This is a genomic window from Thiobacillus thiophilus (assembly GCF_055378705.1).
Genome location: NZ_AP042404.1, coordinates 1272046 through 1296234, shown reverse-complemented (window position 1 = coordinate 1296234; position 24189 = coordinate 1272046). Strand labels below are relative to the sequence as shown.

The 24189-nt window shown below is 62.6% G+C and carries 33 protein-coding genes, 1 tRNA gene and 1 pseudogene; 18 read left to right on the top strand and 17 right to left on the bottom strand.

Annotated elements, in window-relative coordinates:
* From tolR to ACZ41T_RS06270, 9 genes are all read left to right on the top strand, one after another.
* On the top strand, positions 1 to 411 hold the full coding sequence (tolR, locus tag ACZ41T_RS06310) for a protein TolR (protein ID WP_464923626.1): 411 nt from the start codon (positions 1 to 3) through the stop codon (positions 409 to 411).
* A gap of 7 nt (positions 412 to 418) precedes the next feature.
* Entirely contained in the window at positions 419 to 1309 is an 891-nt protein-coding gene (gene tolA / locus ACZ41T_RS06305; RefSeq protein WP_464923625.1) for a cell envelope integrity protein TolA, read from the top strand.
* A gap of 598 nt (positions 1310 to 1907) precedes the next feature.
* On the top strand, positions 1908 to 3182 hold the full coding sequence (gene tolB, locus ACZ41T_RS06300; RefSeq protein ID WP_464923930.1) for a Tol-Pal system beta propeller repeat protein TolB: 1275 nt from the start codon (positions 1908 to 1910) through the stop codon (positions 3180 to 3182).
* A gap of 204 nt (positions 3183 to 3386) precedes the next feature.
* Positions 3387 to 3947: a peptidoglycan-associated lipoprotein Pal gene (gene pal / locus ACZ41T_RS06295; protein WP_464923624.1), complete on the top strand. Its 561-nt coding sequence runs from the start codon at positions 3387 to 3389 to the stop codon at positions 3945 to 3947.
* 6 nt (positions 3948 to 3953) lie between these two features.
* A complete protein-coding gene (gene ybgF / locus ACZ41T_RS06290; protein WP_464923623.1) occupies positions 3954 to 4766 on the top strand; it encodes a tol-pal system protein YbgF in 813 nt (270 codons plus the stop codon).
* 146 nt (positions 4767 to 4912) lie between these two features.
* Entirely contained in the window at positions 4913 to 5572 is a 660-nt protein-coding gene (gene queE / locus ACZ41T_RS06285; RefSeq protein WP_464923622.1) for a 7-carboxy-7-deazaguanine synthase QueE, read from the top strand.
* Positions 5569 to 6237, top strand: a complete 669-nt coding sequence (gene queC / locus ACZ41T_RS06280; RefSeq protein WP_464923621.1) for a 7-cyano-7-deazaguanine synthase QueC — start codon at positions 5569 to 5571, stop codon at positions 6235 to 6237. Before queE ends, queC begins: the two co-directional genes overlap by 4 nt.
* 332 nt (positions 6238 to 6569) lie before the next feature.
* The gene (locus tag ACZ41T_RS06275) at positions 6570 to 7745 is read left to right on the top strand and encodes a YeeE/YedE family protein (RefSeq protein WP_464923620.1); all 1176 of its coding nucleotides are present in this window, start codon (positions 6570 to 6572) and stop codon (positions 7743 to 7745) included.
* 102 nt (positions 7746 to 7847) lie between these two features.
* A tRNA-Lys gene (locus ACZ41T_RS06270) sits at positions 7848 to 7923 on the top strand.
* Positions 7924 to 8003: 80 nt separating this feature from the next.
* On the opposite strand, the gene ACZ41T_RS06265 is transcribed toward ACZ41T_RS06270, so the two are convergent.
* A complete protein-coding gene (locus ACZ41T_RS06265) occupies positions 8004 to 8339 on the bottom strand; it encodes a type II toxin-antitoxin system RelE/ParE family toxin (RefSeq protein WP_464923619.1) in 336 nt (111 codons plus the stop codon).
* On the bottom strand, positions 8336 to 8611 hold the full coding sequence (locus ACZ41T_RS06260; RefSeq protein ID WP_464923618.1) for a type II toxin-antitoxin system Phd/YefM family antitoxin: 276 nt from the start codon (positions 8609 to 8611) through the stop codon (positions 8336 to 8338). Before ACZ41T_RS06260 ends, ACZ41T_RS06265 begins: the two co-directional genes overlap by 4 nt.
* A gap of 208 nt (positions 8612 to 8819) precedes the next feature.
* Between ACZ41T_RS06260 and ACZ41T_RS06255 the strand changes: the two genes are divergently transcribed.
* Both ACZ41T_RS06255 and ACZ41T_RS06250 read left to right on the top strand, forming a co-directional pair.
* Positions 8820 to 9077, top strand: a complete 258-nt coding sequence (locus ACZ41T_RS06255) for a type II toxin-antitoxin system Phd/YefM family antitoxin (RefSeq protein ID WP_464923617.1) — start codon at positions 8820 to 8822, stop codon at positions 9075 to 9077.
* Positions 9077 to 9343, top strand: a complete 267-nt coding sequence (locus tag ACZ41T_RS06250; RefSeq protein ID WP_464923616.1) for a Txe/YoeB family addiction module toxin — start codon at positions 9077 to 9079, stop codon at positions 9341 to 9343. The genes ACZ41T_RS06255 and ACZ41T_RS06250 overlap by 1 nt, the downstream gene beginning before the upstream one ends.
* Positions 9344 to 9516: 173 nt before the next feature.
* Here the strand turns inward: ACZ41T_RS06250 and ACZ41T_RS06245 are convergent, their stop codons facing one another.
* Positions 9517 to 9852 carry a helix-turn-helix domain-containing protein gene (locus ACZ41T_RS06245; protein ID WP_464923615.1) on the bottom strand — a complete coding sequence of 112 codons (336 nt, stop codon included), beginning with the start codon at positions 9850 to 9852 and terminating at the stop codon, positions 9517 to 9519.
* Positions 9827 to 10108, bottom strand: a complete 282-nt coding sequence (locus ACZ41T_RS06240; RefSeq protein ID WP_464923614.1) for a BrnT family toxin — start codon at positions 10106 to 10108, stop codon at positions 9827 to 9829. Before ACZ41T_RS06240 ends, ACZ41T_RS06245 begins: the two co-directional genes overlap by 26 nt.
* A 328-nt stretch (positions 10109 to 10436) precedes the next feature.
* Between ACZ41T_RS06240 and ACZ41T_RS06235 the strand changes: the two genes are divergently transcribed.
* Positions 10437 to 10901, top strand: coding sequence for a pilin (locus ACZ41T_RS06235; RefSeq protein WP_464923613.1), 465 nt, complete (start codon positions 10437 to 10439; stop codon positions 10899 to 10901).
* A 323-nt stretch (positions 10902 to 11224) separates the two neighbouring features.
* Positions 11225 to 11398: pseudogene (locus tag ACZ41T_RS06230) on the top strand (transposase); the annotation flags it as partial.
* Positions 11399 to 11497: 99 nt separating this feature from the next.
* Here ACZ41T_RS06230 and ACZ41T_RS06225 read toward each other — a convergent pair.
* Both ACZ41T_RS06225 and ACZ41T_RS06220 read right to left on the bottom strand, forming a co-directional pair.
* Positions 11498 to 11914, bottom strand: a complete 417-nt coding sequence (locus ACZ41T_RS06225) for a PIN domain-containing protein (RefSeq protein ID WP_464923612.1) — start codon at positions 11912 to 11914, stop codon at positions 11498 to 11500.
* Positions 11911 to 12144, bottom strand: coding sequence for a FitA-like ribbon-helix-helix domain-containing protein (locus tag ACZ41T_RS06220; protein WP_464923611.1), 234 nt, complete (start codon positions 12142 to 12144; stop codon positions 11911 to 11913). The genes ACZ41T_RS06225 and ACZ41T_RS06220 overlap by 4 nt, the downstream gene beginning before the upstream one ends.
* Positions 12145 to 12279: 135 nt before the next feature.
* On the opposite strand from ACZ41T_RS06220, the gene ACZ41T_RS06215 reads away from it, so the two are divergent.
* The gene (locus tag ACZ41T_RS06215) at positions 12280 to 13017 is read left to right on the top strand and encodes a transposase (RefSeq protein ID WP_464923610.1); all 738 of its coding nucleotides are present in this window, start codon (positions 12280 to 12282) and stop codon (positions 13015 to 13017) included.
* Here the strand turns inward: ACZ41T_RS06215 and ACZ41T_RS06210 are convergent.
* The 4 genes from ACZ41T_RS06210 to recA all read right to left on the bottom strand — a co-directional run bounded on the left by ACZ41T_RS06210 (position 13008) and on the right by recA (position 15019).
* On the bottom strand, positions 13008 to 13277 hold the full coding sequence (locus ACZ41T_RS06210) for a type II toxin-antitoxin system RelE family toxin (protein WP_464923609.1): 270 nt from the start codon (positions 13275 to 13277) through the stop codon (positions 13008 to 13010). The two genes, ACZ41T_RS06215 and ACZ41T_RS06210, sit on opposite strands and share 10 nt — an antisense overlap.
* Positions 13261 to 13485: a type II toxin-antitoxin system RelB family antitoxin gene (gene relB / locus ACZ41T_RS06205; RefSeq protein WP_464923608.1), complete on the bottom strand. Its 225-nt coding sequence runs from the start codon at positions 13483 to 13485 to the stop codon at positions 13261 to 13263. Before relB ends, ACZ41T_RS06210 begins: the two co-directional genes overlap by 17 nt.
* 75 nt (positions 13486 to 13560) lie before the next feature.
* Positions 13561 to 14013 (bottom strand): recombination regulator RecX, encoded by a 453-nt coding sequence (gene recX, locus ACZ41T_RS06200; RefSeq protein ID WP_464923607.1) that lies wholly within the window; start codon positions 14011 to 14013, stop codon positions 13561 to 13563.
* The gene (gene recA / locus ACZ41T_RS06195; RefSeq protein WP_464923929.1) at positions 13997 to 15019 is read right to left on the bottom strand and encodes a recombinase RecA; all 1023 of its coding nucleotides are present in this window, start codon (positions 15017 to 15019) and stop codon (positions 13997 to 13999) included. The genes recX and recA overlap by 17 nt, the downstream gene beginning before the upstream one ends.
* 180 nt (positions 15020 to 15199) lie before the next feature.
* On the opposite strand from recA, the gene ACZ41T_RS06190 reads away from it, so the two are divergent.
* Positions 15200 to 16090, top strand: a complete 891-nt coding sequence (locus tag ACZ41T_RS06190) for a WYL domain-containing protein (RefSeq protein ID WP_464923606.1) — start codon at positions 15200 to 15202, stop codon at positions 16088 to 16090.
* Between the two features lie 89 nt (positions 16091 to 16179).
* On the opposite strand, the gene ACZ41T_RS06185 is transcribed toward ACZ41T_RS06190, so the two are convergent.
* The 7 genes from ACZ41T_RS06185 to ACZ41T_RS06155 form a co-directional block, all read right to left on the bottom strand.
* Positions 16180 to 16677 carry a CinA family protein gene (locus ACZ41T_RS06185; protein WP_464923605.1) on the bottom strand — a complete coding sequence of 166 codons (498 nt, stop codon included), beginning with the start codon at positions 16675 to 16677 and terminating at the stop codon, positions 16180 to 16182.
* On the bottom strand, positions 16665 to 17153 hold the full coding sequence (locus tag ACZ41T_RS06180) for a phosphatidylglycerophosphatase A family protein (protein ID WP_464923604.1): 489 nt from the start codon (positions 17151 to 17153) through the stop codon (positions 16665 to 16667). Before ACZ41T_RS06180 ends, ACZ41T_RS06185 begins: the two co-directional genes overlap by 13 nt.
* On the bottom strand, positions 17134 to 18087 hold the full coding sequence (gene thiL / locus ACZ41T_RS06175; protein WP_464923603.1) for a thiamine-phosphate kinase: 954 nt from the start codon (positions 18085 to 18087) through the stop codon (positions 17134 to 17136). Before thiL ends, ACZ41T_RS06180 begins: the two co-directional genes overlap by 20 nt.
* A gap of 88 nt (positions 18088 to 18175) precedes the next feature.
* On the bottom strand, positions 18176 to 18613 hold the full coding sequence (gene nusB / locus ACZ41T_RS06170) for a transcription antitermination factor NusB (protein ID WP_464923602.1): 438 nt from the start codon (positions 18611 to 18613) through the stop codon (positions 18176 to 18178).
* A 1-nt stretch (position 18614) separates the two neighbouring features.
* Positions 18615 to 19082, bottom strand: coding sequence for a 6,7-dimethyl-8-ribityllumazine synthase (ribH, locus tag ACZ41T_RS06165; RefSeq protein WP_464923601.1), 468 nt, complete (start codon positions 19080 to 19082; stop codon positions 18615 to 18617).
* A gap of 21 nt (positions 19083 to 19103) precedes the next feature.
* Positions 19104 to 20189: a bifunctional 3,4-dihydroxy-2-butanone-4-phosphate synthase/GTP cyclohydrolase II gene (ribBA, locus tag ACZ41T_RS06160; RefSeq protein WP_464923600.1), complete on the bottom strand. Its 1086-nt coding sequence runs from the start codon at positions 20187 to 20189 to the stop codon at positions 19104 to 19106.
* Between the two features lie 13 nt (positions 20190 to 20202).
* Positions 20203 to 20808, bottom strand: coding sequence for a riboflavin synthase (locus ACZ41T_RS06155; protein WP_464923599.1), 606 nt, complete (start codon positions 20806 to 20808; stop codon positions 20203 to 20205).
* A gap of 216 nt (positions 20809 to 21024) precedes the next feature.
* Here ACZ41T_RS06155 and ACZ41T_RS06150 point away from each other — a divergent pair, with 216 nt between their 5' ends.
* From ACZ41T_RS06150 to ubiU, 3 genes are read left to right on the top strand one after another with little or no spacing between them, the layout of a single operon-like run.
* Positions 21025 to 22194 (top strand): NAD(P)H-dependent flavin oxidoreductase, encoded by a 1170-nt coding sequence (locus ACZ41T_RS06150; protein ID WP_464923598.1) that lies wholly within the window; start codon positions 21025 to 21027, stop codon positions 22192 to 22194.
* The gene (gene mnmL / locus ACZ41T_RS06145) at positions 22191 to 23141 is read left to right on the top strand and encodes a tRNA modification radical SAM protein MnmL/YtqA (protein ID WP_464923597.1); all 951 of its coding nucleotides are present in this window, start codon (positions 22191 to 22193) and stop codon (positions 23139 to 23141) included. Before ACZ41T_RS06150 ends, mnmL begins: the two co-directional genes overlap by 4 nt.
* The gene (ubiU, locus tag ACZ41T_RS06140) at positions 23131 to 24132 is read left to right on the top strand and encodes a ubiquinone anaerobic biosynthesis protein UbiU (RefSeq protein ID WP_464923596.1); all 1002 of its coding nucleotides are present in this window, start codon (positions 23131 to 23133) and stop codon (positions 24130 to 24132) included. The genes mnmL and ubiU overlap by 11 nt, the downstream gene beginning before the upstream one ends.
* The last annotated feature ends 57 nt before the right edge of the window (positions 24133 to 24189 follow it).

Sequence of the window (24189 nt, the reverse complement as noted above, 5' to 3'; positions counted from 1 at the left end):
GTGGCACGGACCCGTAAACAGATCGCCCAGATCAACGTCGTGCCGATGATCGACGTGATGCTGGTGCTGCTCGTCATCTTCATGGTGACCGCACCCTTCATCAATCCCGCCCAGGTCGAACTGCCCAGCGTCGGCAAGACTTCGCAGACGCCGGCGCAGCCGCTCGAAATCGTCATCAAGGAATCGGGCGAATACCTGCTGAAGAACCGTGCGGCCGGCGACGCCGAACGGGTAGTGGAAAAGTCGGCGCTGGCGGCCGAAATTGTTGCGCTGCAGCGCGCCTTGCCGGATCAGCCGGTGGTCATCGCAGCAGACAAAAATGTGCGCTACGAAGAAGTAATGAACACCATGACCGTGCTGCAGAACGCGCAGATCACCCGTATCGGCCTGCTCGCGCGCCCGGCGCCTTGATCCTCGGATGAACATTTCGGCAGACGCACCCTTCGTCTCCCGTCCCGGCTCCAACCTTATCGCCGGCGCGCTGGCGCTGGGGGTGCATGTCGTCTTCGTGCTGTTGCTGGTGTTCGGTGTGTCGTGGCAGACCCAGCATCCTGCGCCGGTGATGGTCGACTTGTGGGAAGCGCTGCCGCCGCTCCCCTCCGTGGCCAAGCCAGCCAGGCCACCCACGCGGGCACCGCTGAAAACGCCCAAGCCGGTCAAAGCCAAGCCAGCCCCCCGGCCAGTGGTGGACGAGCCGCCGCCGCCCAAGACGCCCGACATTGCGCTGGAAAAAAAGAAGGTCGAGGCCGAACGCCGGCAAAAACTGCAAGCCATGCAACTAAGCGAAGAAAAGGCCCGCGCCGACGCCGCCAGGAAAGCGCAGGAAAAGCAGCTGGCCGAACAGAAAAAACGCGAACTGCTGCGCCAGATGGAAGAAGAAGACCTGACGCGGCGGATGGCGGACGAGGTCGCGGCAAGCGAAATGCGCCAAGCCAAATTGGCTGAAATGCAGGCCAAACAGGCCGAAGCGCAGGCCAAACAGGCCGAGGCCGCGGCGGCCAGCAAGCGCCAGGCCGGGGTGGCGAGTATCGTCGGGCAGTACCGCGACCTTATCAGCGCCAAGGTGCGCGGCAACACCCGCCTGCCCGACAACCTGGCCGGCAACCCCCAGGTGCGCTGCCTGGTGAAGCTGCTCCCCACCGGCGAAGTCCAGAGCGTGCGGGTGACGCAATCGAGCGGCAACGCGGGGTACGACGAGGCGGTGGTGCGCGGCATCTGGAAATCCTCGCCGCTACCCTTGCCGGGCGAGCGCGACGCGCGCGCCGCATTTGTCCCGGAACTTTCCTTCGTTCATCGCCCCAAAGAGTGAGCTATTGAGACGGCCTGATGATGTTTGAGGTCACAAAGTATTTTCACGGCATTTTGCTTTGATTGGTTCGCAGGGCCGTCTCAATAGAGTGCTGTCCTTGATGGTTATTGATTCGGCCGTCCTCGCTATCGCACACAACCCGAGCAAGCTGAACCTTAAGGAAGCACTGATTAATTCGATATGGCCGTCATTGCGAGCGCAGCGAAGCAATCCAGCGTATCGATCAAGCGGGCATTTCTGGATTGCCCTAAAGGACTCCGATCCACTATGGGCTGAAGCCCATGTGGAATCGTATGCCACGTCGCGGCGCTCCTCGCAATGAACAAATTAATCAGCGGTTCCTTAACGCCACTTCAAACTTCATCTGGCCGAATCAATAAAGACGTTGCGGCAAGCCGTCGGGAGGCCGGATCGAGCGTAGCGGCCGGCGGGCAATGGTCGGCAAAGTATTCCGACCTACGGCAATTCGCGGCAAGCGGACTTCTCGCCATGAAAAAAAGTGAGGGCGTGTGCGGGAGGCCCTGGCGGCCGACCGACCATGCCGACCATGCTAAACTCACTCACCAATCAAGCACTTCTGATCGAGACCCCCAACTCCATGCTACGCGCTGTCCTGCTGTTCCCCCTGCTTTGCCTGGCCTTGCTGAGCGCGTCGTTTTCCGCGCGCGCCGCGATGGAAATCCAGGTGGTCGGCGGGGCCGCCAGCAAGATTGCGGTGGCATGGGTACCGTTTCAGGCGATGCCGGGGCAGCCGGAGCCGGCACTGACCGCGATCGCGGGAGACGACCTCGAGCGCAGCGGCCAGTTCAGGCGGGTGGACACCAGCGGCATGCAGCAGCCTGTCGCGCCGGCACAGGTCGACTACCGCGTCTGGCGCGGCAAGGGTGCGGACGCCGTGGTGATCGGCCAGGTGGCCACACTGCCCGGCGGCCGTTTCGAAGTCCGCTTCTACTTGCTGGATGTAATCAAGCAGACCCAGCTTGCCGCCCTCAGCTACACCATTTCCGCGGCGCAATGGCGCGCCACCGCCCACCTGATTGCCGACATCGTGTACGAAAAGCTGATCGGCATTCCGGGTGCGTTCAGCAGCCGCATTGCCTATGTGCAGAAACAGGGCAAGCGTTTCGAGCTGCGGGTGGCCGATGCCGATGGGCAAAACCCGCGCACCGTCGTGCGTTCCGACGAGCCGGTGATTTCGCCGCGCTTCTCGCCCGACGGCGCGCGCCTGGCGTATGTGTCGTTCGAGGACAGAAAACCGGTGGTGTATGTGCAGTCCCTGCGCGATGGCCGCCGCAGCAAGGTCGCGGCATTCAAGGGCTCCAACTCGGCGCCGGCCTGGGCGCCCGACGGCCGGCGTCTGGCGGTGGTGCTGACGCGTGACCAGGCCTCGCAGATTTATCTGATCGACGCCGATGGCAGCGGGCTCACCCGGCTGACGCGGGGTGGCAATCTCGACACCGAGCCGGTATTCTCGCCCGATGGCAAAACCCTCTTTTTCACCTCGGACCGCGGCGGCAGCGCGCAGATTTACCGCGTGGCAGCCAGCGGCGGCGCGCCCCAGCGGGTGACCTTCAGCGGCAGTTACAATGTTTCACCCGCGATCAGCCCGGATGGCCGGAATCTGGCCTATATCAGTCGTGAAGACGGCCGTTTCAGCGTGGTGCTGCACGAGCTGGCCTCGGGCCAGACCAGCGTACTGACCGATACCGCGCGCGACGAATCGCCCAGCTTCGCGCCGAACGGCCAGGGCGTGCTGTATGCCACCGTGCAGGGCGGGCGCGGTATTCTCGGCACAGTGAGCCTGGACGGCAGAACCCGTACCCGCCTGTCGGAACCGGGTGTGGACGCCCGCGAGCCGGCTTGGGGTCCATAAAAATAAGTGCCACCGCATCATTACTCAGGGCGTGGATTACCCCCCCTTTGAAAAATGGGGAAGTGAAGCAATGTAATGCTCACCTGCGTATGGTTCAGAGGCATATAAAAATATGGAAAGGGGCGGTTAGATTTACATAAGCTGAACCGTTCATGTTGCACGTGCTTTATTCGTTGTTATTCATCATCACCAAAGGAGAAACAGATGAACAAGATCTTTTTACCAGTTTTGCTTGCATTGACCCTGTCCGCATGCAGCACCACCCCCGATACCCAAGCGACGGTTGAAGACCGCACCGGCGCGACCGCGACCACTGCCGGCACGGCGGGCGGCGTGGAAAGCACGGGCCTCGACGGCGCCGGCGTGGCGGGCAGCGCGCTGCCCGGCGAACCCTATGCCGGCGATCCGCGCAAGGATCCGGCCAGCCCCTTGTCCAGGCGCAGCGTCTTTTTCGATTTCGACAGCTACGTGGTGAAACCCGAATACCGTCCCATGCTCGAAGCGCATGCCGGTTACCTGCAGTCGAAACGCGATGCGCGCGTGATCCTGCAGGGCAACGCCGACGAGCGCGGCAGTCGTGAATACAACCTGGCGCTGGGGCAGAAGCGCGCCGAAGCGGTGCGCCGTGCGCTGGCCGTGCTGGGCGTGAGCGATTCGCAAATGGAAGCGATCAGCTTCGGCGAGGAAAAGCCGCGCAACGAGGCCAGCACCGAAGCGGCATACGTTGAAAACCGCCGCACCGATGTGGTGTATGGCGACGAGTAAAGCCTGATGCGACGCTATGCCTTGATACTGGTTGGCACGTTTGCGCTGGCCCCGTCGGCGTGGGCAGTTTCGAATGACGAGCTCGCCCGCCAGGTGCAGGCCTTGCAGCAGCTGACGGGCGAACTCGACGGCCGCCTCGGCAGGCTGGAAGCCGCAACTCAGCAAAGCCCGCAGCTGCTTGGCTTGTTGAACGAAATCGAAATGCTCAAGGCCGAAATCGCCAAACTGCGCGGGCTGGCCGACGTCCAGAACCATCAGATGGACACCCTGGGCAAGCGGCAGAACGACCTGTATGCCGACCTCGATCAGCGCATCGCAGATATCGCCAAGGCGGTCCCGCCCGCGCCGGATGTCGGTGCGACGCAACCCGCTGCGCAGGCAGCGCCCGCGCAACCCGCAACCCCGCCGGCTGCGGCGGCGGGCGATCCGCCGCAAGCCGACCCGCAGGCGGAATCGAGCAGCTACGAAGCCGCGCTCAAGCAGTTTCGCGAAGCCAATTACGCGGGCGCCATTGCCGACTTCAACGGCTTTCTCAAGGCCTACCCCGCCAGCACGCTGGCCTCCAATGCGCAATACTGGATCGGCTATTCGTATTACGCCCTGAAGGACTACAAAACCGCGCTGGCGCATCAGCAGAAGCTGTTGGCCGCCTATCCGGCCAGCGCCAAGGTGCCCGACGCGCTGCTCAACATCGCCACCAACCAGCTTGCGCTGGACAATCCCGACGGCGCCCGCAAGACGCTCGAAGGCCTGGTGGCCCAATACCCCGGCACCCCCGCCGCCACGCTTGCCGCGCGCCGGCTGGCCACACTCAAGTAAGCAGCATGTCAGCGTCCATTACGCGCCCCTCCATCGGGGCCGGTTCTGCAGGCGCGGCGTCCTCGCCACGAACGCATTCCGATCCGTCAGGCGCTGAAGCCCTAAAGGACTCCGATCCACTATGTGCTGAAGTCCCGCAACGCGGGATGGAGTCGTATGCGTCAACCGCAACACTCCGCATCACCGAGGTCTTCCACTCCCTGCAGGGCGAAACCAGCCGCGCCGGCTTGCCGACGGTGTTCGTCCGCCTGGCCGGCTGTCCGCTGCGTTGCCGCTGGTGCGATACGCCCTACAGTTTTCAGGGCGGCGAAACCGTCACCCTGGGTTCGCTGCTGGCGCGGGTGGCGGCGTATGGCGTGCCGACGGTGTGCGTCACCGGCGGCGAGCCGCTGGCGCAGAAGAGCTGCCTGCCGCTGCTGGCCGCGCTGTGCGACGCCGGCTATTCGGTGTCGCTGGAAACCAGCGGTGCGCTCGACATCGGCAAGGTCGATGCGCGAGTGTCGCGCATCGTCGACATCAAGCCGCCGGCGTCCGGCGAGGCCGCGCGCAACCGTTGGCAGAACCTCGCCCATCTCACCCCGCACGACGAGATCAAGTTCGTGCTGGCCAACCGCGCCGACTACGAGTGGGCGCGCGAAGTCCTGCGGGCGCAAAATCTCGCAAAAATCTGCCCGATCCTGTTTTCGCCGGTGCAGGACGAACTGCCGCCGGCGCAGCTGGCGGAGTGGATCATCGAAGACCGGCTGCCGGTGCGCCTGCAGGTACAGCTGCACAAGCTCCTGTGGGGCAGCATCCCCGGCAAGTGAAGCCAGCGGTCGTCCTGCTCTCCGGCGGCCTCGACTCCGCCACCGTACTCGCCATCGCGCGCGAGGCGGGGTACGCCTGCCACGCGCTGAGCCTCGATTACGGTCAGCGCCACACGGCCGAGCTGGCCGCCGCCGCGCGCGTGGCAAAAAGTCTCGGCGCCGTCGAGCGCCGGGTGATCCGGATTGGACTGGGCGACATCGGCGGCTCGGCGCTCACCGATGCCTCCATCGCCGTACCCGAAAGCCCCTCCGCGGGCATCCCGGTCACCTACGTGCCCGCGCGCAACACCGTCATGCTGGCGCTGGCGCTCGCCTGGGCCGAAGTGCTGGGTTCACGCGACCTCTTCATCGGCGTCAATGCCGTCGACTATTCCGGCTACCCCGACTGCCGGCCCGAATTCATCGCGGCGTTCGAGCAGATGGCCAACCTCGCCACCCGCGCCGGCGTCGAAGGCGCCCGGCTGCGCGTCCACGCGCCGCTGCAGCATCTGTCCAAGGCGCAAATCATCCAGCGCGGCATCGAACTCGGCGTCGATTACGCGCAAACCGTAAGCTGCTACCAGGCCGATGCCGAAGGCTTGGCCTGCGGGCGCTGCGATGCCTGTCGCCTGCGACGCGAGGGGTTTCGCGCGGCCGGCGTTGCCGATCCGACGCGGTATGGTTGAGGAACGCGGGTTAATTCGATCGGGTCATTGCGCGCGCGGCGCGGCAATCCAGTCTTCCCGCTCGGGTAAACCCGAGTACTACAACAACTATTTCACAATACAAGGGCGGGACATCTTCCCGTCGTCATGGCCAAGCGTAATTGTCGGCAAGGTATTGCCGACCTGCGGCCAGCTGGAATTTGAAAGCAAGGCGGCCTGAAACGGGTCCGGGGGCACGGATGTAATGGTATTTAATATCCAGTTTGCATTCGCGGCGGAACCATTAAAATTCCGCCTGCCATCCGGGTACGCGCGGTGCATGCCGTCCCTCCTTCCAAACGAGAGATAGACCCATGATCCACGAAAATTTCGCAAGCGCTCAATCGCTTTTCCTGTGGTCGACCTTCGTCGTCGCGCTGGTCATGGGCGCCGTGGTCAACAAGACCAATTTCTGCACCATGGGCGCGGTCTCCGACTGGGTCAACATGGGCGACACCGGCCGCCTGCGCGCCTGGGTGCTGGCCATCGCGGTCGGCGTGCTGGGTGTGATGGGACTGGAGGCCGCCGGTCTGGTGAACGTCACCAGCACCTTCCCACCCTACCGCCAGACCAACCTGGTCTGGCTCGAAAACGTGCTCGGCGGCGCGCTGTTCGGCATCGGCATGACGCTCGCCTCCGGTTGCGGCAACAAGACGCTGATCCGCATCGGCGGCGGCAACCTTAAATCGGTCATGGTGCTGGGGGTCATCGCCCTCATCGCTTACTTCATGATCAACCCCTTCCCGGGCAGCGACCAGACCCTGTATTCCGTCCTGTTTTATTCATGGACAAACCCGACCGCGATTGCGTTGAGCACCCACCAGGACCTCGGCGCGATGCTCTTCAGCGACAACGTCGCCACTGGCCGGATGGCGATGGGGGGCATCGTCGGCGTTCTTTTGCTGGCATGGGCCTTCAAGTCGGCCGATTTTCGCAGCAACTTCGACAATATCCTCGGCGGCCTCGTGGTCGGCCTTGCCGTGCTCGCGGCCTGGTATGTCACCAGCAACATCGCAGTGAACGCCGACGGCGAAATGATGTCGCTGCAGACCTACGTTCAGGAATGGGATATGTACGCGCCGGCCGATGCAGTCAAACCCGCCGCCGCTGGCCCGCTGGCCTCGCAATCCTTCACCTTCATCAACCCGATGGGGCAAACCCTCGGCTATGCGGCGAGCGGCTTCGATCGCACCCTGCTTACCTTCGGCATCATGGCGCTGGCGGGCGTCATCGCCGGTTCCCTGCTGTGGTCGCTGATTTCGCGCAGCTTCCGCATCGAGTGGTTCGTTTCCGCCGGCGACTTCGTCAATCACCTGGCCGGCGCGATCCTCATGGGCTTTGGCGGCGTGCTGGCGATGGGCTGCACCATCGGCCAGGGCATCACCGGCTTCTCCACCCTGGCACTGGGCTCCATCCTCACCTTCATCGCCATCGTGATCGGCAGCGCGGCCACCATGAAAGTGCAGTATTTCATGATGATGCGCGGCTAGGATAAGTATGGCGCTTCAAAAAAGCGTCATGGCACTTTACCGCGGCACGCCGCATCGGCTATAATTTCGCGCTTTCGCGGACAGGGTTTCAGCCCCGTCCACGGGCCGGTAGCTCAGCTGGTAGAGCAGTGGACTTTTAATCCATTGGTCCCGAGTTCGAATCTCGGCCGGCCCACCAGAATCAAGCAAAAAGCCACGGGGAACCGTGGCTTTTTGCTTTTCTCCTGCCGGGTCGAAATTGCCTGACGATCGAGGAGATCAGGTGCTGACGATGCGTAGAAGCCGTCTGGTGAGCAGCGACTTCATGTCTTTGCGCGTGTCACAGACGATGTGGATGTAGCAGATTTCCTGTCGGACTTCATAGATTATTCGGTTCATGCCCGAGACAAGCTGACGGTATTGCGTGAGGTTGAGGCGTTCGAGTTCTTCGGGAACATCGCCGCCAAGCGGAAATGTTCCGATGGTGTTCACGGCGTCTTTAATTTTCGCGTAACTGGCTTGCCAGGCGTCCTCGCCGAAGTTCTTGACCAAGTAGCCTCTCAATTCCTTCAGGTCATGCTCCGCCGACTTCAGGAGCACGACCTGAACGTTCATTGAGCGGCTTCCTCATTGTCGATATCGGCGAACACCGCATCGGCGGTGCGGAACTGTCCCTGTTCAATCTCGCGGTTGCCCAAAGCCAACAGCTTGAGCAGCGCCAGGGTCTCCTCCTGCTCCTCATATGAGCGGACATCCATCACCACAAGTTTGGCTTCTCCGTTCTGGGTAATCAGCATGGGTTCCCGGCTCGCGGAGATATCCCTGATGATTTCAGCCGCGTGGCTCTTGAGATAACTGATTGGCTTGACTTGAGTTGAAAATTTCATGGTTTGGCTCCTGGCGGGTCGAGCGCCGACAAGACTGATTGTAGTCCGAATTAAGGCGGATAAGTGAGGGAGGATATGGTGTCTGACCCCATTTTGTTTTTTGTGACCCCATTTTGTTTTTTGTTTCTGACCTTCGTTTGAATTGCATGATCTCCCGTTGTGCGTTATTGTTGTACAGCTAACTGAACATGTATGGAAGGAGCCCACCATGCGCATTGTGACCTACACATACGCCCGCAACACCTTGAAGAATGTCCTGGACGATGTGATTCGGGACGCCGACGTGACCGTTATCAGTCGTCGTGACGCCGAGGGCGATGCCGTCGTCATGTCACTCGATTACTACAACAGTCTCATGGAAACCCTGCACCTGCTGCAATCGCCCGCCAATGCCGCGCACTTGGCGAAATCGATCAAGCAGCTTCGAGACGGCAAGGCGAAGAAGCGAGCGTTGGCGCAAGCCTGATGCGGCATTTCGTGTTCACCCCAGCGGCGTGGTCGGATTATGTCTGGTGGCAGGGGCAGGACAGGAAGACGCTGAAGCGTATCAACGCGTTGCTGGAAGCGGCCGCGCGCGATCCGTTCACCGGTATCGGCAAGCCCGAACCGCTGCGCGGCGATCTGAGCGGCTTTTGGTCGCGGCGCATCGACGACGCGAACCGGTTGGTTTACGAGGCGACGGAAGGAGAAATCCGTGTCATCGCGTGCCGCTATCACTATGGGTCGAATTGAAGCTGGAAAACACAGCGGGCGCGGAATATGGTGTCTGACCCCATTTTGCCCCATTTTGCCTTTCCATTTTGCCTTTTTACTCCGCAACTTATTATTTTACAAGATTGATTTTAGGGGAAGGGTCAGTGTCTGACCCCATTTTGTTTACATTTTTCTCTATCCACTATGACCCTCTAATGAAGGGCGGCGAGCGCTGCCTCGGGGGCCTTGTCTAATACCTTGAGCAAAGCCTTGGCCGCGCCTGTGGGGCTGCGCTTGCCTTGCTCCCAGTTGCGGATGGTGTCGAGCGAAACGTCGATTCGTTCGGAGAACTCGGCCTGGGTCAATCCAAGGCGCTTGCGAACCCGTCGCGCGAACTTGGCGGCATCTTGCATGGCTTCGGCTTCATCGGCAGCTGCTTGTCTGGCAATGTCTTCTTCGCTGGCGGCGTCCACGCGCGCAGGGTCAATGCGTCCAGATACCAATGATGCCGGGACGGCTGGATCAATTGTCACGCGTACTGTCTTCATAGTGCTTGACCTCTCGTTGGTTGGCTTTGCGTGCCGAGATGATGCGCATGGTGCCATGTTTGGGGGTGTAGACCACCACGAACAGGCGCTGTTCGATCTTGCCCATCAGTTGATAGCGCTCTTCGCCGTAGCTGTGCCGGGTATCGGCTTGAATGATGCGATCCGGGTCGAAGAAGGCTCTGGCGGCGTAAGCAAAATCGACCCCGCGTTCCTGAAAGCACGTTTCACTCTTCGCTTCATCCCATTCGAAATTCATGGTCCGAGTGTAGTCCATTGGCCTACTTCCGGCAAGTCAGGGTCAATTCAGTGTCTGCGAGGTTTGACACCTTATTCCTTATTTTCCGTTTACCGATGGCCGGGTGACGGAAATTGTCAGTCCATGCCGCAGAAGGGCAGGGCGATTGGACGGGACGGGGCTGCAGCGATTCCTGGCCGCATTGGCAAAACAGCAACAGAATCAAGGCGTGCCGGCCTGTCGGCGCAATTTTTCCCGGCGATATCTAAAGTTGGCACGGCGTCTGCACGTTAATGTGCCAGACACGGGAGGCTCGTGTTCAACTTGCCCAAACTTAAGGAGATTTGAAATGCGTAAAGTTCAACAAGGTTTTACTTTGATCGAACTGATGATCGTGGTGGCGATTATCGGTATTTTGGCTGCTGTGGCGATTCCGGCTTATCAGGACTACACCATTAAATCCAAGGCAACTGAGGCTTCTAGCCTGATTGCAGCGGCAAAACAAGCTGTTGCCGAAGCTGCCGCGAATGGGAGTCTCGCCGCTATCGAGAACTCAACCCAAGCTGGCGCTGACGCGCTGGGTGTGGCGCTGGACACCACTATCAAGGGCAATTATGTGACCAAAGTAACGATCGCTGGCACGAGCGCAACGACGGCAACTGTTACCGCAACCTTCGCTGCAGCTGGCGGCAGTATTCCTACTCCCTTGGGTGGCAAGACTATCGAATGGACTGGTACTGTGAATGGAGGCAGCACAAGCTGGACGGTGGGTGGCACTAGCACACTGGCTACCAAGTATCTGCCGAAAGCCTAACGGCAATCTTAAAGGATCAAGTCCAGGAATCAAAGGGGACACCATTAATTTCCCCTGATTAAGTTAGCTATTCAAAGAGACCGCTTCGGCGGTCTCAGACCGCTGACAAACCCCGTCTTTTTCCGGACAAATGGGGTCAGACACGATATTAATATTAATAATAAATGGGGTCAGACACCATTTTCTTCCTAGTTTATACAAATGAGAATAAATGGGGTCAGACACCATTTCCCTCTCGATTTAGACACAAAAATAAATGTGGACAAATGGGGTCAGACACGATATTTCTATGATGGATTTATTTTCATCCTTGGTAAACACCCATGGCGCGACTTCCCCGTTACGTGATTCCTGGCCAGCCGCAGCACATCATCCAGCGCGGCAATAACCGGCAGGCGATATTTTCCGCGGAGGCGGATTACCAGTTCTTTCGCGATGCGCTGGTCGAGGCGGCGGCCAAGTACGGGCTGGCGATCCATGCCTATGTGTGGATGACGAATCACGTTCACCTGCTGGCGACGCCTGCTCTGGAAGACAGCATCAGCAAGACGTTCCAGTCGGCAATAAATGGGGTCGGACACCATTTCCATCCCTGTTTATACAAATGGATTGATAAGCTCGATGCCGCAATCCTCAAAGTCCTTGATGTTTCGGGTGGCTACGGCAAACCCGTGGGCGAGGGCGATGCCGGCAATTTGCCCGTCCGGCAGGCTCATGGCGCGTCCTGTTTCCTTGCGATGCCCCATGATTTCGGCATAGGCGTGGGCGGCAGGTGCGGTAAAGTCGAGCACCCGCTCTTCAAATGCCCGTGCAATGAATTGTTCAAACCGGGTTTGCAACTGCCGACGGCGCAGGCCATATGGCAAAACGCGCAGGCCGTACCCGATTTCGGCCAGTGTAACCGTGGTGATGAATAGCAGATTGCTGTCCTGGGTGTTCAGCCAATCAAGAACAACCGGCGAAGGTTGTGGGCGCATGACTTCAGAAATCACATTGGTATCAACAACGATCATCTGACAAAACCCAGCGGGTCGTGTGGCGTATGTTGCGGGAGTTCCAATTCAACCCCGGATTCGGCGCCAAAAAACTGCATGGAAAGGTCGCCCAGCTGTTTGGCTGGGGTGACCGCTTGGCGAAGGATGCGCCGGGCTTCTTCTTCCATCGATACCCGGTGACGGGCGGCGCGGATGCGCAGACGCGCGATGGTGTCGTCGTCCAGTTTACGGATGCTTAGATTGGCCATAATCACTCCTTTGTGTGCAGTCATCTGCTAGCATTGTATGCACATGACTGCATGGCGTCAAATAAATAGGGATAAATGGGGTCAGACACGATATTTGTCCTATGATGGATTTGTTTTCAGCCTCGGTAAACATTCATGGCGCGACTCCCCCGTTACGTGATTCCTGGCCAGCCGCAGCACATCATCCAGCGCGGCAATAACCGGCAGGCGATATTTGCCGCGGAGGCGGATTACCAGTTCTTTCGCGATGCGCTGGTCGAGGCGGCGGGCAAGTACGGGCTGGCGATTCATGCCTATGTGTGGATGACGAATCACGTCCACCTGCTGGCGACACCTGCGTTGGAAGACAGCATCAGCAAGACATTCCAGTCGGTGGGGCGGCGTTATGTGCAGTACTTCAATTACACCTACAGACGCAGCGGGACGCTGTGGGAGGGGCGCTACCGGGCAACGGTGGTGGACAGCGAGCATTATCTGCTGACCTTGATGCGCTACATCGAGTTGAATCCGCTGCGTGCCGGCATGGTGGTCGCGCCGCAGGATTATCCCTGGTCGAGTTATGGGCGCAATGCGCTGGGCGAGGGCGGGCTGAATGCGGACTGGCTGACGCCGCACGAGGAATACATACGGTTGGGGCTGGATGACTTGGCCAAGCAAGAGGCTTACCGGGCGCTATTTGTTTCGGCGATCGATCAGGGGGATCTGGCGGAAATCCGTGACTGCACGCATAAGGGCTGGGCGTTAGGCAGCGAGCTGTTCAGGGATGCGATAGAGGCGTTGGGGCAGAGGCGGGCGGCGTCGAAGGGGGTTGGGAGGCCGAGGAAGCGGGAGGGAAAAGGTGTGAACTGCCCCATTTTGCCGGGTCAGCGATAAACCTCGCGCCGGTTGCCGAGGCGGATTACGGTGATCAGTATTTTTGCATCCTTGATTTGGCAGACGAGACGCCAGTCGCCTATCCGATATTTCCAGAACTCACCCAATTCGCTCCCCCTTAACGCCTGCCCGATGCTTCTGGGGTCGTCCAGGGGGGCCAGGCGCTCGACTAAAAAGCTGCGCAATCGCTGGGCGACAGGCTTGTCCAGTTTGGCGAGTTGTTTTTCGGCAGTTTCGGCAATCTCAATCCGCCAGACCAAGTCGCGCCTCCACTTCCTCTAGAGGGTGGGTGCGTTCCTCGCCACTGTCCAGGCGACGCACGACCTGTTCGGCGAGATAAAGGTCTTCCATGTCTTCCAGGTATTCCAGAATGGCTTCGCGGGCATAAAACGTCTTGCTGCGTCCCGTACGCTTTGCCAGATTATCCAGTCTGGCTTCTATGTCTTCCGGCAAGCGAATGGCTAACATGATGGCTCCTTAAAATAATGCTATACAAGTATATCTTAGTTGAAATTAAACACTATTTTTTACGTCGGTCCTGTGTCAATCATTCCCGCCGGAAATCGCGCGGCGGATCACCTCGGGTGTGAAGCCCCGGCTTTGCAGAAAGCGCATCTGTTTGGCTTTTTCGGCCGCATCGGCGGGCGCGGTGACAAATTTCTTTCGCCACACTTCACGCGCGCGGTCGAGTTCGCTGTCGCGGTTGTCGCCCAGTACTGATTCGATGATGCTGTCGCCGACGCCGCGCTGGCGCAGGTCGTAGGCGAGCTTGACGCTGCCTGCGCGGGCGCGGTGGTCGGCGACGTAGCTTTCGGCGAAGCGGCGGTCGGAGAGCCAGTTTTTCGCTTCGAAGGCGTCGAGCAGGGGGGCGATGTCGCCGCGGACAAAGCCCGCGCGTTCCAGTTTGCGGGCGAGTTCGGCGCGGCTGTGCTCGCGTCGCGCCAACAGGCGCAGGGCGCGCTCGCGCAGCTCGCCGGGTTCAGGCGGCGGCTTCACTTTCGGCGGACGGGTTGGGGACGCCGACGGCGTCACGAACCTTGGCTTCGATTTCCTGCGCGATTTCCGGATGCTCCTTCAGATATTCGCGCGCGTTGTCCTTGCCTTGGCCGATTTTTTCGCCGTTGTAGGCGTACCAGGCGCCGGACTTGTCGATGAACTTGTGGGCGACGCCGAGTTCGATGATTTCGCCTTCGTGCGAGATGCCCTGGCCGTAGAGGATGTCGAAGAAGGCTTCCTTGAACGGCGGCGCGACCTTGTTCTTGACGACCTTGACCTTGGTTTCGTTGCCGATGATTTCGTCGCCTTTCTTGATCGCGCCGATGCGGCGGATGTCGAGGCGCACGCTGGCGTAGAACTTGAGCGCGTTGCCGCCGGTGGTGGTTTCGGGGCTGCCGAACATGACGCCGATCTTCATGCGGATCTGGTTGATGAAGATGACCAGGGTGTTGGTGCGTTTGATGTTGGCGGTGAGCTTCCGCAGCGCCTGGCTCATCAACCGTGCTTGCAGGCCCATGTGCGAGTCGCCCATTTCGCCCTCGATTTCGGCCTTGGGCGTCAGTGCGGCGACCGAGTCGATGACGACCACGTCGACCGAGCCGGAACGCACCAGCATATCGGCGATTTCCAGTGCCTGTTCGCCGGTGTCGGGCTGCGACACCAGCAGATTGTCGACGTCGACGCCGAGCTTGCCGGCGTAGTTGGGATCAAGCGCGTGTTCGGCGTCGATGAAGGCCGCGGTGCCGCCCATTTTCTGCATTTCGGCGATCACCTGCAGGGTCAGCGTGGTTTTGCCCGACGATTCCGGACCGTAGATTTCGACCACGCGGCCGCGCGGCAGGCCGCCGACGCCGAGCGCGATGTCGAGGCCGAGCGAGCCGGTGGAGACGGTCTGGATGTCGCGCGACACGTCGTGGTCGCCCAGGCGCATCACCGAGCCCTTGCCGAACTGTTTGTCGATCTGGCTCAGCGCGGCGCTGAGCGCCTTCATCTTGTCTTCGGTCATGGTGCTGGGGGTGGTCATGGTGCGTCTCCTGAATGGGTTGGAATGGGCGAACTTTAGGTTGTATATTTGTTTGTGTCAATAAAAAATATCACCTACATAAAATGTATGACGTAATTGTTTGTATCTGGCCCATCCCGCCCCTATAATTTTCCCAACAACGGCCAGCCCGGAGCGAAGAATATGTTTTCAAAAGAAAAAATGCGCCTGGACGTGAAGTGGGCGACACGCCAGCGGCTGCAATACATCGAGGTCATGGCCTGGTACACCGGCGTGGTCACGCGCAGCGACGTCGCCCGTGCCTTTGGCCTGTCCGATCCGGCTGCGACCAAGGATCTCAAGCTCTACGGCGATCTGGCGCCCGGCAACCTCGTCTACAACCACAGCGTGTTCGGCTTTGTGCCGGGCGAGGGCTTCAGTGCCGTCTTTGCCGACCTTGCGCCCGCCGCGGTGCTGCCGATCATCGCGGCCAACCTGGCGGTGGCGAACGGACCATACGGGAGCGAGCTGATCTACGGCCTGCCGACCGCGTCGCTACCGCTGCCGGCCCGCCTGCCCAGCCAGCAGACCTTGGCGCAGATCACCCGCGCCATCCACGGCCGGCGCAAACTGCGCGTCGGCTACCGCTCCCTGTCCCGGCGCGAGAGTAACGCTGCACGCGTGCTGGAACCGCATACCCTGGTGAACACCGGGCTGCGCTGGCATGTGCGGGCCTACAGCGAGGACACCTGCGATTTCAGGGACTTTGTGCTGTCGCGGATTGTTGAGGCGGAATGTCTGACTATTCCGGCTGAATCGGGCGAACAATACGACGATGACTGGGAAGAAACGGTTAGCGTGCGTCTCGCGCCCCATGCCGGCCTCGATGCGGCGAGGCGCGAGAGCCTGCTGCTGGACTACGGCGCGAATGGAGAGGACATCGAGGTGAACGTGCGGCGCGCCCTGCTCGGCTACGTGCTGAAGCGCCTGAGCGTCGACACCACGCCGGACCATACGCTGAACCCGAACGCCTACCAGCTGATGCTGCTGAACCGGGACGAGATCGAGCCGTTCGCGGCATGGGCTTTCAATTAAAGGTACAAGAATCAAGTCGCAAGGAATGGGTGGCTCACGCTGCGTTTTTTAAAACTTGTGACTTGCAACTTACCGCTTGTAACTTGTAACTAACCAAGCAGATCGATCAAACCGCGCATGGCCGCGGCCACCGCGCGCGAGCGGATTTCCTCGCGGTCGCCGTCGAGGCGGCAGGTGGACGACATGAGCGTGCCGTCGGCCAGCGCCCAGCCGTAGCAGACCAGGCCGACGGGCTTTTGCGGGGTGCCGCCGGCGGGGCCGGCGATGCCTGAAATGGCGAGCGTGGCCTGGGCGTGGCTGTGGGTTAGCGCGCCGGCCGCCATCGCGCTGGCAGTTTCCTCGGAGACGGCGCCGTGTTCGCCGATGACTTCGGCGGGCACGCCGAGCATCTCGGTCTTGGCGGCGTTGGCGTAGGTGATGAAGCCGCGCTCGTACCACTGCGAACTGCCGGGCAGCGAGGTGATCAGTTGCCCGACCCAGCCGCCGGTGCAGGACTCGGCGGTGGCCAGCATCCAGCCGCGTGCGTGCAGCTTGCCGCCGAGTTCGGTGGCGAGCTGGTGCAGTTCTTCATCGCTCACACGAGCCATTGCAGTCCTTTCAGGGCGGCGATTGCGTAACCTGCCGCCAGCAGGTCGTCGAACATGACGCCGAAGCCGTTTTTCAGGCGGGTATCGGCGAGCCGGATCGGCCAGGGTTTCAGGATATCGAACAGGCGGAACAGCGCAAAGGCCAGCGCAGTCCACAGCCAGCCGGCCGGGGCGAACAGCAACACCAGCGCGAAGGCGACGATTTCGTCCCACACCATGCCGCCATGGTCGGCGACGCCGAGCGCGCGGCCGCTGCGGCCGCAGGCCCAGACGCCGATAAGGAAGGCAGCGACCAGCAGAATGATCCGGTTCGGCAGGTCGGGCGCGACGGCGACGACCAGCCAGTACAGCGGCAGCCCGAGCAGGGTGCCGACGGTGCCGGGTGCTTTCGGCGCGAGCCCGCTGCCGAAGCCGAACGCGATCAGGTGCGCCGGATGCGCCAACAGGAACTTGAAATCAGGTCGCAAAGTGGTCATAGCCGGCCTTGTCGAATTGCAGCCGCTGGCCGTCGGGCCCGACGACGGAAAGTCCGGGTTCGGCGCCGATGCGGCCGATGCGCGTGACCGCGACGCCCGCTGATTGCGCGGCGGCCGCCACCGCGTCGCGCCGCTCGGCGGGCGCGGTGAAGCAAAGTTCGTAGTCGTCGCCGCCCGCCAGCACGCAGTCGCGCGCCACTTTTTCATGCAGATAGGCTTGCGCCACCGGCAGCGTCGGCAGGGCGGCGAACTCGAGCCTGGCGCCGACCTGCGAACGCTCAAGAATGTGGCCGAGGTCGGCCAGGAGGCCGTCCGAAATATCGATCGCGCTGGAGGCGACGCCGCGCAGCGCGATGCCGAGTTCCACCCGCGGTGTCGGCAGGTAGAGCGCGGGCAGCACGCGGGCGGCGTCGATCTGCGTCATGGACAGGCGGCCCTGGCGGTAGGCGAGCGCCAGCGCCGCCGAGCCGATCGTGCCGGAGACCCAGACGTCGTCGTCGGGCTGCGCACCGTCGCGCCGCAGCGCCTGGCCCGGCGGCACCTCGCCGATCACCGTGATGCCGAGCGTCAAGGCGCCGCGCGTGGTGTCGCCGCCGACCAGCTCGATGCCGTGCAGGTCGGCCATGCGGAAAAAACCGCGCGCGAAGGCGGTGAGCCAGGCATCGTCCGCTTCAGGCAGCGCGATCGACAGCGTGGCCCAGCGCGGCGTCGCCCCCATCGCGGCGAGGTCGGACAGGTTCACCGCCAGCGACTTGTGGCCGAGATCGGCGGGACTGGCCTGCGGCGAGAAATGGCGGCCTTCGAGCAACATGTCGGACGACACCGCCAGCTGCATCCCCGGCGTCGGCGCCAGCAGCGCGCAGTCGTCGCCCACGCCCAGTACCGCGCCGGGCGTAGCGTGGGTGAAGTGTTTGGCGATGAGGTCGAATTCCATGGGGCGTGAGAGGTGAGGGGTTAGGGGTTAGGGGTGAGGTTATGCTGCGGTCGCCAGCACGCCTTCCTCGCGCCTTACGCCTTACCCCTTACCCCTTGCCCCTTGCCGCCGCAATTTCTACTGTGCGCACGTCCTGCGCCAGTTTGTCGAGCACGCCGTTGATGTACTTGTGGCCGTCGGTGCCGCCGAATTTTTTGGCGAGTTCGACGCCTTCGTTGATGGCGACGCGCCACGGCACGTCGGGGCAGTGCAGCAGTTCATAGGCGCCGATGAGCAGGATGCCGCGCTCGATGGGGGAGAGCTCGGCGAGCGGTCGGTCGAGCAGGGGACCGACGCGTGCGCCCAGCATGTCTTCCTCCTTGATCACGCCGTAGATCAGGGTGCGGAAATAGGTTTCGTCGGCGCGCTTGAACTGCTCGTCATCCTTCAGGTTGGCGATGATCAGGGTGACATCGCCGCCGCCGATCAGCCAGGCGTACACGGCCTGCAGGGTGAATTCGCGGGCGATTTTGCGGGAGCCGGCCATCTCAGAGTCGTTTCAGCAGGTTGGCCATCTCGATCGCCACGCGGGCGGCATCGCGGCCCTTTTCGGCCATGCGCACGTGCGCCTGTTCCTCGGTATCGACGGTCAGGATCGCGTTGGCAATCGGCACCCCGGTTTCGAGTTCCACATCGAGAATGCCGCGCGAGGATTCGTTCGACACCACTTCAAAGTGGTAGGTGTCGCCGCGCACCACCGCGCCGAGGGCGATCAGGGCGTCGAACTTTTCGGATTGCGCCATTTTCTGCAGCACCAGCGGGTGCTCCAGCGCGCCGGGCACGTCGACCAGCAGCACGTCTTCGGCGGCGACGCCGAGCTTGGCCAGTTCAAGTTCACAGGCCGACAAGAGGCCCTCGCAGATGTCCTTGTTGAAGCGGCTCATGACGATGCCGATTTTGAGGCCCTTGCCCTGGTAGATCGGGTCGAGTTCGGAAATCTCGCTGGTGGTTCCCATGGTGCTTCCTTCGTTAAATGGTTAGGCTTTTTCAGAATAGCCGGTGACTTCCAGCCCGAAACCGTCCATGGCGGGCATTTTGCGCGGGCTGCTCAGCAGCTTCATTTTTCCGACGCCGAGGTCGCGCAGGATTTGCGCGCCGATGCCGTAGTCGCGCAGGTCGTATTTGTGGCTGGCAACGGGGGCCGGGTTGATGCGTTCGAGCAGGGCGCTGGCGGTCTCGGGGCGGTGCAGCAGCACGATGACGCCGGACTGCGATTCGGCGATGCGCTCCATCGCACCCATGATCGGCCACGAATGGCCGCCGCCGGTGACGTCGAGAAAGTCCATCACCGAAAGCGGTTCGTGCACGCGCACCAGGGTTTCCTTGTCGGCATGGATTTCGCCCTTGACCAGCGCCAGATGGGTTTCGCCGGCGCACTTGTCGCGGTAGGCGATCAGGCGGAAGGCGCCGTACACGGTCTGGATCAGGCGGTCGGCGGCGCGCTCGACCAGGCTTTCGGTCTGGCTGCGATAGTGGATGAGGTCGGCGATGGCGCCGATTTTCAGGCCGTGTTCCTGCGCAAACGGTACCAGGTCGGGCAGGCGCGCCATGGTGCCGTCGTCCTTGAGGATTTCACAGATCACCGTGGCGGGCACCAGTCCTGCGAGCCCCGCCAGGTCGCAGCCGGCTTCGGTGTGTCCGGCGCGCACCAGCACGCCGCCGGGCTGCGCGCGCAGCGGGAAGATGTGGCCGGGCTGGATGATGTCGGTGGCTTTGGCGTCGCGCTTCACCGCGGCCAGGATGGTGACCGCGCGGTCGCCCGCCGAAATGCCGGTGGTCACGCCCTCGGCGGCCTCGATCGAGATGGTGAACGCGGTGCCGTGCGGCGTCTGGTTGTCGGAGACCATCTGCTTGAGGCCGAGCTGGCGGCAGCGGTCGTCGGTCAGCGTCAGGCAGATCAGGCCGCGCCCGTACTTGGTCATGAAGTTGATCGCGTCGGGGGTGACATGCTCGGCGGCCATCACCAGATCGCCCTCGTTTTCGCGGTCTTCCTCGTCAACCAGCACGACCATGCGGCCGGCCTTGAGTTCTTCGATAATTTCCAGGGTGGGGGCGAGGCTCATTGGTTCTTGTTCCTTAGTCTTTGTCGGTGGCGTTGATGAATTGCATCATGCGCTCGACGTAGCGCGCGATCATGTCGACTTCGAGGTTGACGCGGCTGCCGGCCTGCAGGTGCTTGAGCGTGGTCATGTCCAGCGTGTGCGGGATGAGGTTCAGCGCGAAGCGCGCGCCGGCGACCGCATTGACCGTCAGCGAGACGCCGTTCACCGTGATCGAGCCCTTGCGGATGATGTAGCGCGCGAGTTCGGCTGGGGCGTCGATTTCCAGCAGGTGGGATTCGCCCACCGGGGCGAATCGGTGCGCCGTGCCGACGCCGTCGACATGCCCGGAGACCAGATGGCCGCCGAGACGGTCGGCCAGGCGCAGCGCCTTTTCCAGGTTGACTTCGGCGCCGGGCACGAAGTCCGCGGTGACGCGCAGGGTTTCGGCCGAGACATCGACGGTGAAGCGGTCGGGCGCCAGCGCCACCGCGGTCAGGCAGACGCCGTTGACCGCGATGCTGTCGCCCAGGCTGACGTCGGAGAAGTCCAGCCCGCCGCCCGTGATGACCATGCGCGCGTCGGCGCCGCGGGCTTCAAATTCGTGGATGCGGCCGATGGATTGAATGATGCCGGTGAACATGCGGTTAAGAGGCCAGCGAGTAAGACCCGGCATTGTAGGCGTTTAGGCTGGGCGGGTGAATACCCGCAAGGGGCGGGCCGTGGTCGTAAGACGCTAAAGCATCGACAATTCCGCGCCCCCGGCGCACGTCAGGCAGGCACGGGCTGACGGCCATATCGGGATAAGCGGGTCTTCAGGTTGCTATAATGATCGCTTTTCAAGGATTCCAGGATCGGCATGACGACGCCCAGATCATTTGCCATTCGTGGCCACGCCCTGTTGCCCATCGTCCAGGGCGGCATGGGGGTGGGCGTGTCGGCGCACCGGCTGGCCGGTGCGGTGGCGCGCGCCGGCGCGATGGGCACGATTGCGAGCATCGACCTGCGGCATCATCACGCCGATCTGACCGAACAGGGGCAACACTGCCGCGACAAGGACGAGCTCAACCGGCTGAATTTCATCGCGCTGGATCGCGAGATCGGAGCCGCGCTCGACATCGCTGCGGGCCATGGGCTGGTGGCGGTCAACGTGATGAAGGCGGTGGATGCGCATCCGGCCTATGTGCGGCAGGCCTGCGACTCGGGCGCGCAGGCCATCGTGATGGGGGCGGGGCTGCCGCTCGACCTGGCGGAACTGACCGAAGGCTATCCCGAGGTTGCGCTGATCCCCATCCTGTCGGATGCGCGCGGCGCCGCCATCGTGCTGAAGAAGCTGGCGCGCAAGGGACGCTTGCCGGATGCCATGGTGATCGAGCATCCGCAGTACGCAGGCGGCCATCTCGGCGCGCCGAACCCGGCCGACCTCGCCAACGCGCGCTTCGATCTGGCCGAAGTGCTGCCCGGCATCTTCAGGGTGTTTGACGACATGGGCATCGCGCGCGAGCAGATTCCCATCATCGTCGGCGGCGGCATCAACAGCCACGAAAAAGTGCGGGCGGCGCTGGCGCTGGGCGCCGCCGCGGTGCAGGTCGGCACGCCGTTTGCCGTCACCGAGGAAGGCGACGCCCACCTCAACTTCAAGCGCGTGCTGCTCGATGCGAAACCCGAGGACATCGTCACCTTCATGAGCGTTGCCGGGCTGCCGGCGCGCGCGGTGAAGACCCCGTGGCTCGCCAACTATCTCAAGCGCGAATCGAAGCTGCAGGCCGTGGCGAAGGCCGACCCGAACCGCTGCGCCATCGGCCTGCACTGCCTGACCCAATGCGGCCTGCGTGACGGACTCAAGAAAGCCGGGCAGTTCTGCATCGACTCGCAGCTGGTCGCCGCGCTCAAGGGCGAGGTCAACAAGGGCCTGTTCTTCCGTGGCAGCGAGAGCCTGCCGTTCAGCAGCGCGATCCGCAGCGTGCAGGAGTTGATCGACTATCTGCTCACCGGCATGAAACCCGATTTCGGGGGCGCGGCAGCGTGAGCATCCTCACCGACCGCATCCATACCTTTGGCCGCGCCATGCTGGCGCGGCATGGCGAGCGGGTGCACAAGATCGCGCTCGATGCCGGCTTCACCTGCCCCAACCGCGACGGCAGCAAGGGCATCGGCGGCTGCACCTTCTGCAACAACAAATCCTTCGCCCCCGGCACGCTCGACCCGGCGCCGCTCGCCGCGCAGTTCGACCGTGCGCGCGGCCGCATTGCGCGGGGCACGGGGGCGCGGCGCTTCCTCGCCTATTTCCAGGCCTACACCAACACCTATGCGCACGTGGACGAACTGCGCGCGCTGTACGACACGGCGCTGGCCGCGCCCGACGTGATCGGGCTGGCGATCGGCACGCGGCCCGACTGCGTGCCGCCGCCGGTGCTGGATCTGCTGGCGGAATACCGCGACCGTGGCCACGAGGTATGGCTGGAGCTCGGCCTGCAGTCGTCCTTCGACGCCACCCTGGTGCGGGTCAACCGCGGTCACGGCTTCGCCGAATACCAGACCGCCACCCGCGCGGCGCGCGCGCGCGGCATTCCGGTGTGCTGCCATCTCATCGTCGGCCTGCCGGGCGAGGACGCCTCCCACAGCCATGTCAGCCTCGACCGCGTGCTCGAGGTCGGCGTCGACGGCCTCAAGCTGCATCCCTTGCACGTGGTGAAACACACCAAACTGGCGATCGAATGGAAGCGCGGCGAATACACGCCGCTGGCCGAGGCGGACTACGTGCGCACCGCCGCCGACCTGATCGAGCGCACGCCGTGGGAGGTGATCTACCACCGTGTCACCGGCACCTCCCCGGCCGACATTCTGCTGGCGCCTGCGTGGTGCGCGAAGAAGTGGGACGTACTCAACGGCATCGCCGACGAACTGGCGCGGCGCGACAGCCGCCAGGGTTCGCGCGCGGGCCAAGCCTGGAAGGAGGAATCTCATGCCGCTTGAACTGATCTGCCCGGCGGGCAGCCTGGTGTCCCTGAAGGCCGCCATCGACAATGGCGCCGATGCGGTCTACATGGGCTTTCGCGACAACACCAATGCGCGCGCCTTTCCCGGCCTCAACTTCGACGAGGCGCAGGCAGCCGAAGGGCTGCGCTACGCGCACGATCGCGGCCGCCGTGTGCTGCTCGCCCTCAACACCTATCCGCAGCCGGATACCTGGAGCCGCTGGACCGGCGCGATCGACCGTGCGGCGAAGCTCGGCATGGATGCGGTGATCCTCGCCGACGCCGGCCTGATGCGCTACGCGGTCAAGCAGCATCCGGCTCTCAGGCTGCACCTGTCGGTGCAGGGCTCGGCCACCAGCTACGAGGCGGTGAATTTCTACCGCGAACACTTCGGCATCCAGCGCGCCGTGCTGCCGCGCGTGCTGTCGCTGCCGCAGGTGGAGAGCGTGGTGCAGCACACCGACGTCGAGATCGAGCTGTTCGGCTTCGGCGGCCTGTGCGTGATGGTCGAGGGGCGCTGCCTGCTGTCGTCGTATTGCACCGGCGAATCGCCCAACACGGCGGGCGTGTGCTCGCCGCCGAAAGCGGTGCAGTGGACGGACACCCCGGCCGGTCTGGAGTCGCGCCTCAACGGCGTGCTGCTCGACCGCTACGGCAAGGACGAAAAGGCCGGCTATCCGACGCTGTGCAAGGGCCGCTTCGCGGTCGGCGGCGAAACCTATTACGCCATCGAGGAACCGACCAGCCTCAACACCCTCGACCTGCTGCCGGAGATGCTGAAGATCGGCATCGCCGCCATCAAGATCGAAGGTCGCCAGCGCAGCCCGGCCTACGTCGCGCAGGTGACGAAAGTGTGGCGCGCCGCCATCGATTCGGTGAAGAAAAATGCCGCCGGTTTCAAGCCGGAACCCGCCTGGCAGGCCGAACTCAACAAGTTGTCGGAAGGGCAGAGCCATACGCTGGGCGCCTACCACCGGCCATGGAAGTGAGTGTCCTGCGAGAGGCGTCAGGCGTGAGGCGTGAGGCGAAAAGCCTCGGCCCGTGCC